This is a genomic window from Xanthomonas sp. WHRI 7064, from assembly GCF_040202355.2.
In the GTDB taxonomy this organism is placed as follows: Bacteria; Pseudomonadota; Gammaproteobacteria; order Xanthomonadales; family Xanthomonadaceae; genus Xanthomonas; species Xanthomonas arboricola.
In genome coordinates this window covers 364006-379134 of the sequence record NZ_CP167821.1, presented here as the reverse complement: position 1 = coordinate 379134, position 15129 = coordinate 364006, and the positions used below count along the sequence as shown (strand labels likewise).

The 15129-nt window shown below is 66.9% G+C and carries 13 protein-coding genes; 7 read left to right on the top strand and 6 right to left on the bottom strand.

Features of this window, described 5'->3' with window-relative positions; all coding sequences use genetic code 11:
• Positions 1-422: 422 nt before the first annotated feature.
• Positions 423-2540: a methyl-accepting chemotaxis protein gene (locus ABQY74_RS01620; protein ID WP_164741658.1), complete on the bottom strand. Its 2118-nt coding sequence runs from the start codon at positions 2538-2540 to the stop codon at positions 423-425.
• Between the two features lie 182 nt (positions 2541-2722).
• Between ABQY74_RS01620 and hrpB the strand changes: the two genes are divergently transcribed.
• Positions 2723-5224 carry an ATP-dependent helicase HrpB gene (hrpB, locus tag ABQY74_RS01615; protein ID WP_167704960.1) on the top strand — a complete coding sequence of 834 codons (2502 nt, stop codon included), beginning with the start codon at positions 2723-2725 and terminating at the stop codon, positions 5222-5224.
• A 329-nt stretch (positions 5225-5553) separates the two neighbouring features.
• Positions 5554-5985, top strand: coding sequence for a hypothetical protein (locus tag ABQY74_RS01610; protein ID WP_016903604.1), 432 nt, complete (start codon positions 5554-5556; stop codon positions 5983-5985).
• A 393-nt stretch (positions 5986-6378) separates the two neighbouring features.
• Here the strand turns inward: ABQY74_RS01610 and ABQY74_RS01605 are convergent, their stop codons facing one another.
• Entirely contained in the window at positions 6379-6957 is a 579-nt protein-coding gene (locus tag ABQY74_RS01605; RefSeq protein WP_104554598.1) for a pseudouridine synthase, read from the bottom strand.
• Between the two features lie 356 nt (positions 6958-7313).
• Positions 7314-8168: a class I SAM-dependent methyltransferase gene (locus tag ABQY74_RS01600; RefSeq protein WP_104554600.1), complete on the bottom strand. Its 855-nt coding sequence runs from the start codon at positions 8166-8168 to the stop codon at positions 7314-7316.
• A 232-nt stretch (positions 8169-8400) separates the two neighbouring features.
• Between ABQY74_RS01600 and ABQY74_RS01595 the strand changes: the two genes are divergently transcribed.
• The 4 genes from ABQY74_RS01595 to ABQY74_RS01580 all read left to right on the top strand — a co-directional run bounded on the left by ABQY74_RS01595 (position 8401) and on the right by ABQY74_RS01580 (position 11842).
• Positions 8401-9372 (top strand): aldo/keto reductase, encoded by a 972-nt coding sequence (locus tag ABQY74_RS01595; RefSeq protein WP_104554601.1) that lies wholly within the window; start codon positions 8401-8403, stop codon positions 9370-9372.
• A 116-nt stretch (positions 9373-9488) separates the two neighbouring features.
• On the top strand, positions 9489-10517 hold the full coding sequence (locus tag ABQY74_RS01590) for an NADP-dependent oxidoreductase (protein ID WP_016903608.1): 1029 nt from the start codon (positions 9489-9491) through the stop codon (positions 10515-10517).
• 74 nt (positions 10518-10591) lie between these two features.
• Positions 10592-11395, top strand: coding sequence for a 2,5-didehydrogluconate reductase DkgB (dkgB, locus tag ABQY74_RS01585; RefSeq protein WP_024938996.1), 804 nt, complete (start codon positions 10592-10594; stop codon positions 11393-11395).
• A 144-nt stretch (positions 11396-11539) separates the two neighbouring features.
• Positions 11540-11842, top strand: a complete 303-nt coding sequence (locus ABQY74_RS01580; protein ID WP_024938997.1) for a hypothetical protein — start codon at positions 11540-11542, stop codon at positions 11840-11842.
• 77 nt (positions 11843-11919) lie between these two features.
• Here the strand turns inward: ABQY74_RS01580 and ABQY74_RS01575 are convergent, their stop codons facing one another.
• Positions 11920-12324, bottom strand: coding sequence for a hypothetical protein (locus ABQY74_RS01575; RefSeq protein WP_039517583.1), 405 nt, complete (start codon positions 12322-12324; stop codon positions 11920-11922).
• A gap of 218 nt (positions 12325-12542) precedes the next feature.
• Here ABQY74_RS01575 and ABQY74_RS01570 point away from each other — a divergent pair, with 218 nt between their 5' ends.
• A complete protein-coding gene (locus tag ABQY74_RS01570; protein ID WP_372470012.1) occupies positions 12543-13352 on the top strand; it encodes a DUF2884 family protein in 810 nt (269 codons plus the stop codon).
• Positions 13353-13617: 265 nt separating this feature from the next.
• Here the strand turns inward: ABQY74_RS01570 and ABQY74_RS01565 are convergent, their stop codons facing one another.
• The gene (locus tag ABQY74_RS01565; RefSeq protein ID WP_047127840.1) at positions 13618-14319 is read right to left on the bottom strand and encodes an alpha/beta fold hydrolase; all 702 of its coding nucleotides are present in this window, start codon (positions 14317-14319) and stop codon (positions 13618-13620) included.
• Positions 14320-14597: 278 nt separating this feature from the next.
• A complete protein-coding gene (locus ABQY74_RS01560; RefSeq protein WP_016903614.1) occupies positions 14598-15026 on the bottom strand; it encodes an organic hydroperoxide resistance protein in 429 nt (142 codons plus the stop codon).
• Positions 15027-15129: the final 103 nt, after the last annotated feature.

The window sequence follows — 15129 nt, the reverse complement described above, 5'->3', positions numbered from 1 at the left end:
AGTACGTCCATGTAGGCTCTTACGCGGCATCCATGCCGCGTAAGGTCCCGCGACGGTGGACGGGCAAGGACCAAGCGAGATGGTCGGTGTGCTTGGTGCAAGCAATGCACGATGTGCGTTGTTCGGATTGTGGGAGTCCAGTTAGCCCCTCAATCGAATTCGAGCAACAGGCAAGCCTTGAACGAAGCGATCTCAAACTTCTCGGCACCCCAAAGCAAAACCAGGTTTTCACGCGACCATCGACCAACGCTCGGTGCGGCGTCCCCGCCGCTTGCGGGACCCTTGGCGGCATGGAGGCCGCCAAGGAGCCTCCACGGACGGATGCACTGCGTGTCCCGCAGGTGGCGAGGGCACCGCGCCCTCGACGCACCGGGCTTTTGATTCAAGCAGCTGCACCTGGGCCGCTACAACGCCTTACGCAATCAAGCCGCAGCCGCCAAGCGCGGCCGGCGTGCATCCAGACGGAACACCGATACCGCTTCGCTCAGTTCCACTGCTTGCTCTTCCATCGCACGGGCTGCTGCAGAGGCTTCTTCCACCAGTGCGGCATTGCGCTGGGTGGTCTCGTCCATATCGTTGACGGTGCGGGCGACCTGCTCGATGCCGGAGGATTGTTCGCGCGATGCGGCGGAAATCTCCGCAATCAGCGTGGTCACCTGCTGCACCGACTGCACGATCTGCTGCATCGTCTGCCCGGCCTGATCCACGCGCGCGCTGCCGCGCTCCACGCTGTCCACCGAGGCGTCGATCAGGTGTTTGACCTCCTTGGCCGCGCCTGCCGAACGCTGCGCCAGCGCGCGCACTTCCGAGGCGACCACGGCAAAGCCGCGGCCCTGTTCGCCGGCACGCGCCGCTTCCACTGCCGCGTTCAGCGCCAGGATGTTGGTCTGAAACGCGATGCCGTCGATGACGCTGATGATCTCGGCAATCTTCTTGGACGACACCTCGATCTCGCCCATGGTGTCGACCACGCTGGCCACCATCTCGCCGCCACGGCCGGCGATCTCCGCGGCCGCCTGCGCGCCGCGGCTGGCCTGCTGCGCGGTGTCGGCGTTCTGGCGCACGGTGGAGGTGAGCTCTTCCATCGAAGCGGCGGTTTCTTCCAGGTTGGCAGCCTGCTGTTCGGTGCGCTGCGCCAGGTCGTTGTTGCCGGCGGCAATCTCTGCCGAGGCGGTGCGAATGGTCTGCGCGGCCACGGTGATGTCGCCGACGATATCGGTCAGGCGCTGCACGGTGGCATTGGCATCGTCGCGCATGCGTGCGAACACGCCTTGCTGATTGCCGTGCATGCGCGCGGTCAGGTCGCCATCGGCGATCGCCTTGAGCAGCTGCGACAGCTCGGCCAGATTCTGGTCCACGTTCTGCATCAGGCCGTTGACGCCGTTGACCATGGCGCGGAATTCGAACTGGTAGGCCTCGGCATTGCCGCGCGTGGCGAAGTCGCCGGCCGCAGCCGCGTCGACCAGGCCACGGATTTCGCCATTGATCGCCGCCAGGTTGCGCTTGGTGGTGTCCATCGCCTCGGTGATCTGCGCTTTCTCGCCCGGCAGGCGCGGCATGTCCACCGACATGTCGCCGACCGCGTAATGCTGCATCACCTGCAGCATGTCGCCGATCAGACCGACCTGCGCGCCGATCAAGCCATTGGTGTCGTCGACCATGCGGCCGTACGCGCCCGGGAAGGCCTGCGCATCCATGCGGTAACTCATCTGCCCGGCTTCGTGGCGCTGCGCCATGTCGGCCTGCGCGGTGGAGACGTCGGTGAGCGTGTTGACCACCTGGCCCATGGCCTGGCCGAGCAGACCGATTTCATCGCGCGTGCTGACCGCTGCACGCGCCGACAGATCGCCGGCCGCCACCTGGCGTGCCGCACGTGCGACGTTTTCGATCGGGCGCACGATCGAGCGACGGATCCACCAGCCCAGCACTGCCACCAGGCACAGCGCCGCGGCGATCGTGGCCACCGCCGACAGCACCAGCTTGTGCTGCGCCGATTGCGAACTGGCCAGCACCGCCGCATCGGCCAGGGTCTTGCTGCGCTTCACCAATTCTTCGAGGGTGTGGCTGGGCGCGCGGTCCTGGCCCTTGACCAGCTGGTCGCCCACCTGGGTGTCGTAGCCGGCCTCGGCAAACTTGCCCAGCGCCGCTTCGTAATTGCGCTGCAGACCCAGATGCGCCTTGGCAAAGTCCTGTGCCAGCGTGCGCGCCTGCGGGTCCTGGGTTGCCTTGGCCAGCGCCTCGGTGCTGGCCTGCACCTTCCTGCCCTGCTCGCGGAAGGCGCTGAGGTGCTTGTCCAGCAGCGCCGGATCGCGCCCGCGGATCAGCACGTTCTTCCACTCCTGCACCTGCAGGCGGAAATCACGGGTGATCTCTTCGCTGCTGGAAGCCTGCGCCACCTCCGGCGGCACCTTGCCGGACAGGCTCAGCCACGCCGTGCCCAGACCGCCCAGCGCACACAGCAGGATGACCGACAGACCCAGCGCGAGCGCGCCGAGCAGCTTGCTTTGCAGGCTGACGAATTTCGGGGTGACAGCAGACATGGGGCGTCCAAATCGGGGAGTACAGCGGTTATCGACAGGCACGCTGCCGGCCTGAAGCAGCGCCGGCGCCAAAGTCAGCCTTGAATGCCCAAAAGGTAATAGCACTTCCGGATTCCCCGACAGGCTTCACCCGACGGCCCGACCGTCGCGCCATCTGTGACGTGCCCGTATCCTTCCCGCGCATGACCGAGCCTGCCTTTCCGATCTCCCCCCTGCTGCCGCAGCTGTGCGACAGCCTGGCCGCCCATCCGCGGCTGGTGCTGGAAGCCCCACCCGGCGCCGGCAAGACCACCCAGGTACCGCTGGCCTTGCTGGACGCACCGTGGCTGGCCGGCCGCAAGATCGTGATGCTGGAACCGCGGCGCGTGGCCGCCCGCAGCGCCGCCGTGTTCATGGCGCGCCAGTTGGGCGAGCCGGTCGGCGAAACGGTGGGCTACCGCATCCGCTTCGAGAACAAGACCTCCGCGCGCACCCGCATCGAGGTCGTCACCGAAGGCATCCTGACCCGGCTGATCCAGGACGACCCGATGCTGGAACACATCGGCGCGCTGCTGTTCGACGAATTCCACGAGCGCCATCTCGCCGGCGACCTTGGCCTGGCGCTGGCGCTGGATGTGCAGGCGCAGGTGCGTGAGGACCTGCGCATCGTGGCGATGTCGGCCACGCTGGATGGCGAGCGCCTGGCCGGCTTTCTCGACGCGCCGCGCCTGAGCAGCGCCGGGCGCAGTTTCCCGGTGGAGATTGCGCACTTTCCCGCGCGCCGCGACGAAGCGCTGGAGCCGCAGACCCGGCGCGCGGTGGAACACGCCTTGTCCACCCACCCAGGCGATGTGCTGGTGTTCCTGCCCGGCCAGCGCGAGATCGCACGCGTGCACAGCGCGCTGCAGGACGTGCTCGACCCGGCGGTGCAGGTGCTGCCGCTGCATGGCGAGCTGGCGGTCGAAGCGCAAAGCCAGGTGCTGCAACCCGACCCGTCCGGCCGCCGCCGCGTGGTGCTGGCGACCAACGTCGCCGAGTCCTCGGTGACCCTGCCCGGCGTGCGCGTGGTCATCGACAGCGGGCTGGCGCGCGAGCCGCATTACGATCCCAACAGCGGCTTTTCGCGCCTGGACATCACCACCATCGCGCAGGCTTCGGCCGACCAGCGCGCCGGCCGTGCCGGGCGTGTGGCCAGCGGCTGGGCGTACCGGTTGTGGCCGCAATCGCAACGGCTGGAACCGCAGCGGCGCGCGGAGATCACCCAGGTGGAACTGGCCGGCCTGGCGCTGGAACTGGCCGCCTGGGGCAGCGCCGCGCTGCGCTTCGTCGATGCCCCGCCGGCCGGTGCGCTGGCCGCCGCGCACGAATTGCTGCAGCGGCTGGGCGCGCTCACCGGCAGCGGCGGCATCACCGCGCTGGGCCGGCGCATGCTCGCGCTGGGCACCCATCCGCGCCTGGCCGCGATGCTGGCGCAGGCTGGCGACGCGACACGTGTGGCGCTGGCTTGCGACCTGGCCGCCTTGCTGGAAGCGCGCGACCCACTGCGTCAGGGCGGCGATGGACTGGCTGCGCGCTGGCGCGCACTGGCCGCATTCCGCCAAGGCCGCAGCGCGCACGATGCCAACCGCGGCGGCCTGGCCGCGATCGACAGCGCCGCCAAACAATGGCGACGGCGGCTGCGCTGCGACAGCGCTCCGCCGGCCAGCGTGGAGGCGCACGCGCTCGGCGACCTGCTCTCGCACGCCTTCCCCGACCGCATTGCCGCACGCCATCCCAACGACCCGTTGCGCTACCTGCTGGCCAACGGCCGCAGCGCGCGCCTGTTCGACCACAGCGACCTGCGCGGCGAACCCTGGCTGGTTGCCAGCGAGTTGCGTTACGAAGCCAAGGACGCGTTGCTGCTGCGTGCCGCGCCGGTGGACGAAGGCTATCTGCGCCGCAGCGTGCCCGAGCGTTTCGTGCAGCAGGATCTGGTGCAGTGGGACGCGGACAAGCGCGCCCTGGTCGCGCGTCGGCAATCCAGCTTCGACCGCATCGTGCTCGACAGCCGCCCGGCCGGCCGCGTCGATCCGGCGCAAGCCGCCGGTGCCCTGACCGAGGCGGTGCGGCAGCTCGGCCTGGATGCCTTGCCGTGGACCGACGGCCTGCGCCAATGGCGGGCCCGCCTGCAGTCGTTGCGTGCCTGGATGCCCGAGCTTGCGCTGCCCGACCTGTCCGACACCGCGTTGCTGGAGACACTGGACACCTGGCTGCGCCCGGCCTTCGCCGGCAAGACCCGCCTGGATGCGCTGGACGAGGCCAATCTGGGCGAAGCACTCAAGGCCGCCCTGCCGTGGGACCGCCGCCAGTTGATCGACCGCCACGCGCCCAACCGCATCAGCGTGCCCTCGGGCATGGAGCGGCAGATCGTCTACGCCCTCGACCACGCCGAGCAGCCGTTGCCGCCGGTGCTGGCGGTCAAGCTGCAGGAATTGTTTGGCCTGGCCGAAACCCCGCGCATCGCCGACGGCCGCATCCCGCTGACCCTGCATCTGCTCTCGCCCGGCGGACGCCCGTTGCAGGTGACGCAGGATTTGAAGAGCTTCTGGGTCACCACGTACCCGGATGTCAGAAAGGAGATGAAGGGGCGGTATCCCAGACATCCGTGGCCGGAAGATCCATGGACCGCAACGGCAACCCATCGGGCAAAGCCGCGCGGCACCTGATGTGAGCCCCTCTCCTCTCGGGGCAGGAGTTGGGGTGAGGTACGGGGGCGAAGCCCTCGCGCTGCTCAAGTGCACGTGGCTTCGCCCGTTCCCTCATCCACCCTTCGGGCACCTTACTCCCGGCGGGAGAAGCGACGTCAGCGTCGACACCGGCCAGGTCAGGCTTCTGCCACATCCAGGTAGATACCGGATCCAGGTAAACGCCGATCACAGCATCGCCCCGCATCATTACTTAACCGCAACCCAAACAAGCCCTAGCACCGCTAACACCGTCTATACGCAGCAGCCCACACACTGCGGCCCACGTACTCAGAAAGGAAACGCCTCCAATGAGCAAGCTGACTGTGATCACCGAACGCGCCCTGGAGCGTGCCCTGGAACTGGCTGGCAATGCTGGCGACCACCTGCGTCACGCCGCCTCCAATGCCGGCGATCAGGCCCGTCATGCAGGCAGCAGCCTGCGTCATTTCGGTCCGGGCGCCAGCGAATGGCTGAAGACCGGTGCTGCCCTGGGTGCTGTGCGCACCGGCGGCAAGGTCGTCAGCAAAGTGGTCAAGCGCAACCCGGCCGTCACTGTTGCCGCTGCGGTCGCCGGCTTGGGCCTGATCGGCTATGCCGTGTATCGCAAGCGCCAGCGTGACCAGCAGGTGCTCGGCGGCAACGTCCACCGTCTGGACCGCGAACACGCTAGCAACGCCAGCGCGCGTCGCGCCGCCTACCAGCGTCGCGGTGCGGTGACCCCGAGCGACGGCATCGAATAAGCCGTCGTTCCAGGCACAAACATGACGCCACGGCCCTGCGCCGTGGCGTTTTTGTTTGTGGATCGGTTCCACAATGAAACGGCTAGTCATCGATGCCCACTCGCGTGGTCGAAGAATGCGGCACTACATGTGCAGGTCCATAGCGATTAACGATCGCGTGTGATCGCGTTGATTGCCCCTAGTCGCGCCCTTGTCATTACCGCGCCTGTCCCGATCCGCGCCGTATTGCCGCATCGCAAGGTGGATCGGCCACGCAGGCACGCAACCGTTGCATCTGTGCTCGCGTTACCAATCCTGCTGGTAATGCTGCATGGGCGGCGCGGTAAGCAACACCGTCCAAAATGCATCGAACTCAGCGCCGCGTGCGGTGCAGCAACCGCTGTACCGGATGCATCAGGCTCCGCGTCGCGTCCTGCCAGGGCGCGCGCCATGCGTGTGTTCGATGCGCCACTGACCCGGCACCAGCGCATCCAGTGTCCAGTCGCCGATCGCCACGCGGATCAGACGCAAGGTCGGAAGGCCCACCGAGGCAGTCATGCGCCGCACTTGCCGATTACGGCCTTCGGTGATCTGCAGCTCCAGCCAGGCATCGGGCACGGTCTTGCGCACGCGCACCGGCGGATCGCGCGGCCACAGCTGCGGTGCCGGATCGAGCCTGCGCACTTCGGCCGGGCGGGTCGGGCCGTCGTTGAGCAGCACGCCATTGCGCAAGGCCTGCAGTTGCGCAGGCTCCGGGTCGCCTTCCACCTGCACCCAATAGGTCTTGGGTTGCTTGTGGCGCGGGTCGGTCAAGCGATGCGCCAGTGCACCATCGTCGGTCAGCAGCAAAAGGCCTTCGCTGTCGTGATCCAGGCGACCGGCTGCATAGACGTCGGCCGGCAGGCCAAATTCGGCCAGCGTGCGCTTGGGCGGCTGCGAGCGGTCGCTGAATTGCGACAGCACGCCATAGGGTTTGTTCAACAACACCAACATGCCAATCCTGTTGCGCAAGGTCGTTGCAGGCCACGCGCGTGGCGCGTGGGTCATGCACCGGGTTGAAGAGGTCGCGCTACCGGCGGCAGGCGGTGCGCTGCTGCCCGCAACCGCGTTGCACGCTGACGCCGTCGGCATCGCTACGCGGGGCGGTTCTGCATCAATGGCCTGCCGCATGCAAACCAGCGCAGCGTTGGTCTAACTGGCCATCGTTGCGCTGTCCGCGCCGTCCTTACGGTCGTGCAGCCGATTGCGCAGTCATCGCATGACGCGCGCCATGCCAGCATCGACGCACCGTCGCGGGCAGTGCAGGACCTGCATGCCGACGCGCAATGCGTCGGCATGCAGGCCGCATCTCACTGCTTGACGAACTTCAAGGTCATGCGGTCGCTCTCGCCGATCGCCTTGTACTTGGCATCGTCGGCCTTGTCGTGATTGTTGCTCGGCGGCAGGGTCCACACGCCACCGGCATAGTCCTTGGTGTCGCGCGGGTTGGCATTGACCTCGCTCTTGCCGACGAGCTTGAACCCGGCCGCTTCGGCCATCGCGATCAACTGCGCCTGGCCGACATAGCCGCTCTTGTCGTCGGCCGGCACGTCGGCCTTGGCACGGTGCTCGACCACGCCGAGCACGCCGCCGGGCTTGAGCACCTTGTAGAAGCCGGCAAACATCGCCTCGGCATTGCCGGCCATGCGCCAGTTGTGCACGTTGCGGAAGGTCAGCACCAGATCGGCCGAGTTGTCCACGCCGAACGACGGCGTCTTGGGCACATAGGAAACGAACGACGGCTTGCCGTACACCTCCGGCTTGGCGGCAAACTTCTTCTCCAGCTCGTCGCGCCCACGCTGTGCCGAATCGCGGCCGCGCCCCTCCGGCACCGCCGCCGGGTCGACCACCGCAGCAACATACTTGCCCTTGTCGCGCAGGTACGGCGCCAGGATTTCCGAATACCAGCCGCCGCCCGGCGTGATTTCGATGACGGTCTGGGTCGGCTTGATGCCGAAGAACGCCAGCGTCTGGCCGGGATGACGATAGACATCGCGCTGCACGTAGACGCGATCGCGCCAGTTGCCGTCGATGGCTTTTTGCAGCGCCGCATCGGGCGCCGGCAAGCTGGCGCTATCGGCTGGTTTGATTGCCATTGCCAGTGGCGCGCTCATCGCCACTGCCATCCCCACCACACATGCACACACCAGCTTGTTGCGGATCATCGCAGCGCCCTTTGCGGGAAAAAGTAGCGCGAGCCTAGCATGCGGCCCGAAGCCTGCCATGTGCACGGATCCGTGCGCCGCATGACGCGCCGCACCAGGCGCTGCAGGCCACATGTTCAGACGACGTGAGTCGATGAGGGCGATCTGCGGAACGCTGAATCCACGCAGGTGTCACACGCAACATCGGCACGCATGACTATCCTGTCGGCAGTTCGAATCAGGAGCAACCGTGATGACCCACTCCCGCGCGCTAGGCCGCTCCGGCCTGCAGGTTCAACCGATCGTGTTCGGTGGCAATGTGTTTGGTTGGAGCGCCGACGAGGCGACCTCGTTCGCGTTGCTCGATGCCTTCGTCGATGCCGGCTTCAACCTGATCGACACCGCCGATGCCTACTCCGGCTGGGTGCCGGGCAATCGCGGTGGCGAGTCGGAAACCATCATCGGGCGCTGGCTTGCACGCAGCGGCAAGCGCGACAAGGTGCTTATCGCCACCAAGGTGGCCAAATGGAGCGAGCATCCAGGCCTGTCGCCGGAGAACATCGCCGCCGCGGTGGAAGATTCGCTCACCCGCCTGCAGACCGATGTGATCGATCTGTACCAGGCGCACGAAGACGACGAGTCGATTCCGCTGGAAGCCACGCTGGCCGCGTTCGGCCGCTTGATCGAACAGGGCAAGGTGCGCGCGATCGGCGCGTCCAACTACAGCGCCGCACGCCTGCGCGATGCCCTGGATATCTCCGAGCAGTACAAGCTGCCGCGCTACGAAAGCCTGCAACCGGAATACAACCTCTACGACCGCGCCGGCTATGAGGCCGAGCTGGAGCCGCTGGTCCGCGAACGCGAGCTCGGCGTGATCAGCTACTACTCGCTGGCCAGCGGCTTTTTGACCGGCAAGTACCGCAGCGCCAACGACGCCAGCAAGAGCAGCGCGCGCGGTGCGTCAGTGGTCAAGCAATACGTCAATCCGCGCGGCCTGCGCATCCTGCAGGCGCTGGACGATCTGGCGGCCACCCACCGCGCCACGCCGTCACAGATCGCACTGGCCTGGTTGATCGCACGCCCCGGCCTGACCGCACCGATCGTCAGCGCCACCAGCGTGACCCAGTTGCACGATGTGCTGGCCGCCGCGCAGCTGTCGCTGAGCGCCGATCAGATTGCACAGCTCGATGCCGCAAGCGCCCCCGAGCCGGCCGACGCGGCCTGACGCATCGGCTTGCATCACGTACGCAGTCGACCACGCGCGTCGTTCCGCGCGCAGCCGCCATCGCGGCTGCGCTCCCCCGGTCGCGTATGCGCGGCCCTTTCCGCAAGGAATCCCCCATGACATCGATCACCAATCGCCGCATCGTGCTGGCCTCACGCCCGCACGGCGAGCCGAGCGCCGACAACTTCCGCATTGAGGATGTCGCCCTGCCGCCCACCGGGCACGACCAGATCCTGGTACGCAACCGCTTCCTGTCGCTGGACCCGTACATGCGCGGACGCATGGACGAAGGCCCGTCCTACGCCGCACCGGTCGAGATCGACGCGGTGATGGAAGGCGGCACCGTCGGCGAAGTGCTCGAGTCGCACCATGCCGGCTATCAGCCCGGCGACCTGCTGGTACTGCCCGGCGGTTGGCAGAGCCATAGCCTGCTCACGCCCGCCGCGCCGTTGCGCAAGCTGCCCAAGGACGATGCCCTGCCGCTGAGCACCGCGCTCGGCGTGTACGGCATGCCCGGCTTCACCGCCTACGCCGGCCTGCACGAAATCGGCAAGCCGCAGGCCGGCGAAACCCTGGTGGTGGCGGCAGCCAGCGGGCCGGTCGGCGCCACCGTGGCCCAGCTGGCGCGTCTGCAGGGATTGCGTGTGGTGGCCATTGCCGGTGGCGAGGAAAAGGTGCGGTATCTGCGCGAGGTGCTGCGCGTGGATGTGGCGCTGGACCATCGCGCCGACGACTTTGCCGAGCAGCTGCGCGCGGCCACTCCGGACGGGATCGACATCTATTTCGAGAACGTCGGCGGCAAGGTCTTCGACGCGGTATTGCCGCAATTGAACGACTTCGCGCGCATCCCGGTGTGCGGCGTGATCGCAACCTACAACAGCCGTGGCCAGGCCTTGCCGGGGCCGGATCGCCTGCCGGAGTTCATGGGCCAGGTGCTGCGCAAGCGGCTGACCGTACGCGGCTTCATCCAGCACGATTTCATCCGCCTGATGCCCGCCTTCCTGCGCGAGATGGGCCAGTGGCTGCGCGATGGCCAGATCCAGTACCGCGAACACGTCCTGCACGGCCTGGACAGCGCCCCGCAGGGCCTGATCAGCCTGCTGCGCGGCGAGAACTTCGGCAAGGCCGTCGTCGCACTGGATTAATGGCTCACAGCACCCCGCACGACATCAGCTTTTGCGATGCACGATTCCCCATTCCCGATCACCAAAGGAACACAATGACAGTCCCCGCATTCGGCCTCGGCACCTTCCGTCTCAAGGACCAGGTCGTCATCGACTCGGTGCGCAATGCACTGGAGTTGGGCTACCGCGCCGTCGATACCGCGCAGATCTATGACAACGAAGAACAGGTCGGCCAGGCCATCGCTGCATCCGGCCTGCCGCGCGATCAGCTGTATCTGACCACCAAGATCTGGGTCGACAAGTTCGACCGCAGCGCCTTGCTGCCCAGCCTGCAGGAAAGCCTGCGCAAACTGGGCACCGACCACGTCGACCTGACCCTGATCCACTGGCCTTCGCCCAAGGATCAGGTGCCGATGCGCGACTACCTGGAAGCCTTGAACGAGGCCCGGCAACAGGGCCTGACCCGTGCGATCGGCGTCTCCAACTTCACCATCGCGCTGATCAAGCAGGCCATCGAAATCCTGGGCGCCGAGGCCATCGCCACCAATCAGATCGAAGTGCATCCGTACCTGCAGAACCGCAGCCTGATCGCGTTCCTGCGCGAGCAAGGCATCCATGTCACCTCGTACATGACGCTGGCGGTGGGCGAGGTGCTGAAGGACCCGGTGATCCAGGCGATCGCCGCACGCCACGACGCCACCCCGGCGCAGGTCACCCTGGCCTGGGCACTGCAGCAGGGGTATTCGGTGATTCCGTCCTCGACCAAGCGCGACAATCTGGAGAGCAATCTCAAGGCGCAGACGCTGCGGCTGAGCGAGCAGGACATGGCCGAGATTGCCGCACTGGACCGCGGGCAGCGGCTGGCCAACCCGAAGGCCATCGCACCCGACTGGGATTGAGGTCCCGGCTGCCACGGGTCGGCACTGTCCGGCCCGTGGCGCAACCACCGCGATGACCGCTCGTCGTCGCGTGCTGGTTGCACGCGGCAGGCGCTGCTACGGTGCCGGAAACAGGGGGGTAGTCTCGGCAACGGAGTCCTACACATGCACAGCGCATCCGTCTTGACCCGCCGCAGCGTCGATCTCGACACCGAGATCGCCTACTGGCGCGGTGTCCACGCCGAAGGCCATCTGGGTGGCTACGCCTTCGCCGATTACGCCCGGCTACTCACGCTCGGCTACGACATCTATCTGGCCTATCCGCGCGCGACCGAGGCGCAGCTGTATCGCGTGCTGCAGGACGGCTATTACCACTATCAACCGCTGCTGTCGGTGCCCTGGGACCAGGCGCGCTGGATCGTGCGGCATGCCTGGCGGCATCTGGAAGAGGCCGCCGTCCGGCATTGAAGCAAGCATGCTGACGTGAAGCGACCGTTCGGAAGCCGGCGCAGCGCTTGCGGCCGCGCAGCGCTGTCAGCGCACTGTCACAGTGCCATCGCCTGGCGGTCGATGCGGTGCTTGTCGGCCAGTGCCTGCATGCCCTGCAGGGTGGCGGCGATCAGGCTGGCATAGCGCAGCCGCCACAGCGTGGCGCGGTCGTTGTCGTCGTGCGTATTGCCCAGGCCATCGAGCACCTGCGGCAGACGGCGGTCGGCCAGCGCGGAGGCGGCCAGGTAGGGCTTCTCGGGTGCGATCACATCCACCGGCGCGCGCCAGTCGTTGGCAACCTGCTGGGAAATACCCGCCAGGTGCGAGAGCTGGTGCATGCCGATCAGCGTCTCGTGCAGCATCTCGCGGCACGCCCACTGCCACAGCGCCACCTTCTCCGATGGGTCCTTGGCAATCTCGGTGAGTGCCAGATCAACCTTTTCGATGCGTGAGTCGAGCATTGCTGAGCTCCGATGCTGCTGTGCAACATAATTCACACCATACACCGTGAGAATCAAGTGAGCCAAACGTTTGCAAGATGTCGGCGCAACGATGCTCGACCCGGTTCACGCTTTGCACCGTCGAGGCCAAGACACCGCTACGGCACCCTGACTTCCTGCCCATGGCAGGCGTGCAGCTGCGCGCCATGCTGCGGCATCACCACTCCCGGGCATCCGCCATGCGCATCCGCACCGTCCTGGCCCCGCTCCTGCTGCTGGCGGCCTGTAGCGCACAGGCTGCAACCGCCAGGCCGCAGGTGTCCGCACAGCAATGTGACGTCAGCACCTCCTACGACGTGCTGGCCGACAGCGGTGGCATCTGGCTGCGTCGCAAGCAAGGCGTGCCGCGCGAGATTTTCTTCCACGGTGGCGAACTCAATATCGATCGCCAACCGCAAGCGGTCAGCGCTGCCGACGCGCAGCGCCTGCGCGAACTTGAGCAGGGTGCCCGCGCACTGATGCCGGCCGTGACCACCATTGCCCGCTCGGTGGTCGACATCAGCTTCGACGCACTGGCCGGTGTGGTGCAGATGCTGACCGACAGCACGCGCCAGGAGCGCAAGGTGGAGCGGCTGCGCGGCACCGCACTCGCGCAGGTCGATGCCACGCTGGGGCGTGGGCGCTGGGAGCAGGCACTGTTCGACGAACGTTTCGAAGCCAGTGTCGAACGCGCTGCCGACGACCTGGCCGGCAGCCTGACCCGCAGCGTGATGTGGACGGTGATGACCGGACGCGCTGCGCAGCTGGAGCGACGCGGCGAGCAGCTGGATGCGCGCATGGAGCAGCAGATGCAGGCACGCAGCCAGGCGCTGGAAGCACAGGCACAGACGCTGTGCACGCAGGCGCAGGCGCTGTATGGGGTGCAGCAGGCACTGGAATATCGCTTCCAGGGGCAGCGGCTGCAGATGCTGGAACTCCACACGCATCAGCAGAAAGACGACGCCGATGTGCCGGTATCCAACAGCGTTGTGGCGACGGCCGCGCGGTGACGGCGCCGATGCAGCGCAGGCGAACTTGCACGCGTTACGGCAGTTCAACGAGTCGCTTCGGCCGGATGGCTGCCGCGACTGCGTACGACACCTTGCATGCATGAATGCAGGCATTGCGTAGCAGCCGACGGCGCACTGATCACCTTTCCAAGACTATTGGTTCAGAGCCCCTCATCGCGCACTGGTTGATGCCATCTCGCCGCCGTGCGATCGCATGGGATCGCACGGCGGCAGGCCTGGCTGGGTCGGCTCGGTCGTCGCCGTATCAGGCGAGCAGCCATTGCCGAAGTGCATCCGACACCGCCTGCGGCTGTTCCAGCGGCGACAGATGGCCGCACGCAGGCACTTGCACCAAGCGCGCCTGCACTGCGAGTGCGGCCATTTCCTCGTGCAATGCGGGCGGGGTGATCGCATCGTCCTGGCCGCACAGCACCAGCAGCGGGCCGGCATAGGCGCGCAGCAGCGCGCGGCCGTCTTCCCGCTCCAGCCGGTTCTGCCGCAGGAACACCTCCACGCCCAGGCGCTGGGTCATGCCACGCACCCGCTCCAGCAAGGCCTCGTCCTGCCAGCGCGAGGGATGCACGTAGTGCCGCAGCAGCCGTTCGCCGAATCCGTGGAAGGCACTGGCGCCACGCACGCTCGCTTCCTGCGCGCGCCGTTGCGCCGCACGCTCGGGCGAATCGGCACGTGCAGAGGTATCCAGCAAGGCCAGCCGCTCCACGCGCTCCGGCGCGATACGCAGGATTTCCTGCGCGACGTAGCCACCCAAGGAAAATCCCGCCAGTGCAAACCGCGGCGGCATCTGCGCCAGCAGCTGTGTTGCCAGCGTGCGCATGCTCTCGCCCTGGGTGATGTCGCCGACCACGCAGTCGGCAAGCTCGGCCAGGGCCACGCGCTGTGCCTGCCACAACTGCGCATCGTTGAGCAGACCGGGGAGCAGCAACAAGGTGGGACGCGTTGCGCTCATGCGCAGCAAAGTCCGATCGGGGTCGCAGAAGCAGGCACTGTCATCGCAACAGTGTGCCGCGCGGTAACGCCCATCGCCAGCGCGCGCATGCGCGCCTGGACGCGGGTGCATCGGCTCGTTGGCGTGTCTTGCGTCCATGCCAGGTCGCGCTGACACCGCGACGCCGGCTGCCTGTGCTCTTCAGGGCAGCGCTCCTGCTGCTGCAACAAAAAACGGCCCGACGCAGGCGCCGGGCCGTTTATGACTCCACCACGTGTTACGCGTGGTGATGGCGTGGATCAGGCCAGGGTCAGGGTGACGTCGATGTTGCCGCGGGTCGCGTTGGAGTACGGGCAGACCTGGTGGGCCTTGTCGACCAACGTCTGCAGTTCGGCTTGATCCATGCCCGGCACTGCGATGCGCAGTTCCACGGCAATGCCGAAGCCGCCCGGAATCTGGCCGATGCCGACGCTGCTGTCGATGCTCACTTCGCCCGGCAGCTTGAGCTTGTCCTGCGCTGCGACAGCCTTCATCGCGCCGATGAAGCAGGCTGCGTAGCCGGCAGCGAACAGCTGCTCCGGGTTGGTACCGTCGCCGCCGGCGCCGCCCAGCTCGCGCGGGGTGGACAGCTTGGCGTCCAGCGCCTTGTCGGAAGACACGGCGCGGCCTTCGCGGCCACCGGTGGCAGTGGCGTGGGCGGTGTAGAGGACTTTTTCAGGTGAGGCCATGGTGGTTCTCCAGAATGAGCGCTGTCAGCGCGTAATGTAGCTGAATAGTTGACGATTAAATCGTGTACGACATGTTGCAGAGAGTGTGGGTGATGCAAAATCC

What these genes read in the sequence shown, in the direction of transcription:
- ABQY74_RS01620 (WP_164741658.1), bottom strand. Translation starts at nt 2,540, where the DNA reads ATGTCTGCTGTCACCCCGAAATTCGTCAGCCTGCAAAGCAAGCTGCTC.
- ABQY74_RS01565 (WP_047127840.1), bottom strand. Translation starts at nt 14,319, where the DNA reads ATGAGCGCAACGCGTCCCACCTTGTTGCTGCTCCCCGGTCTGCTCAAC.
- ABQY74_RS01595 (WP_104554601.1), top strand. Translation starts at nt 8,401, where the DNA reads ATGACCCACTCCCGCGCGCTAGGCCGCTCCGGCCTGCAGGTTCAACCG.
- dkgB (WP_024938996.1), top strand. Translation starts at nt 10,592, where the DNA reads ATGACAGTCCCCGCATTCGGCCTCGGCACCTTCCGTCTCAAGGACCAG.
- ABQY74_RS01580 (WP_024938997.1), top strand. Translation starts at nt 11,540, where the DNA reads ATGCACAGCGCATCCGTCTTGACCCGCCGCAGCGTCGATCTCGACACC.
- ABQY74_RS01575 (WP_039517583.1), bottom strand. Translation starts at nt 12,324, where the DNA reads ATGCTCGACTCACGCATCGAAAAGGTTGATCTGGCACTCACCGAGATT.
- ABQY74_RS01610 (WP_016903604.1), top strand. Translation starts at nt 5,554, where the DNA reads ATGAGCAAGCTGACTGTGATCACCGAACGCGCCCTGGAGCGTGCCCTG.
- ABQY74_RS01560 (WP_016903614.1), bottom strand. Translation starts at nt 15,026, where the DNA reads ATGGCCTCACCTGAAAAAGTCCTCTACACCGCCCACGCCACTGCCACC.
- ABQY74_RS01590 (WP_016903608.1), top strand. Translation starts at nt 9,489, where the DNA reads ATGACATCGATCACCAATCGCCGCATCGTGCTGGCCTCACGCCCGCAC.
- ABQY74_RS01570 (WP_372470012.1), top strand. Translation starts at nt 12,543, where the DNA reads ATGCGCATCCGCACCGTCCTGGCCCCGCTCCTGCTGCTGGCGGCCTGT.
- ABQY74_RS01605 (WP_104554598.1), bottom strand. Translation starts at nt 6,957, where the DNA reads ATGTTGGTGTTGTTGAACAAACCCTATGGCGTGCTGTCGCAATTCAGC.
- ABQY74_RS01600 (WP_104554600.1), bottom strand. Translation starts at nt 8,168, where the DNA reads ATGATCCGCAACAAGCTGGTGTGTGCATGTGTGGTGGGGATGGCAGTG.
- hrpB (WP_167704960.1), top strand. Translation starts at nt 2,723, where the DNA reads ATGACCGAGCCTGCCTTTCCGATCTCCCCCCTGCTGCCGCAGCTGTGC.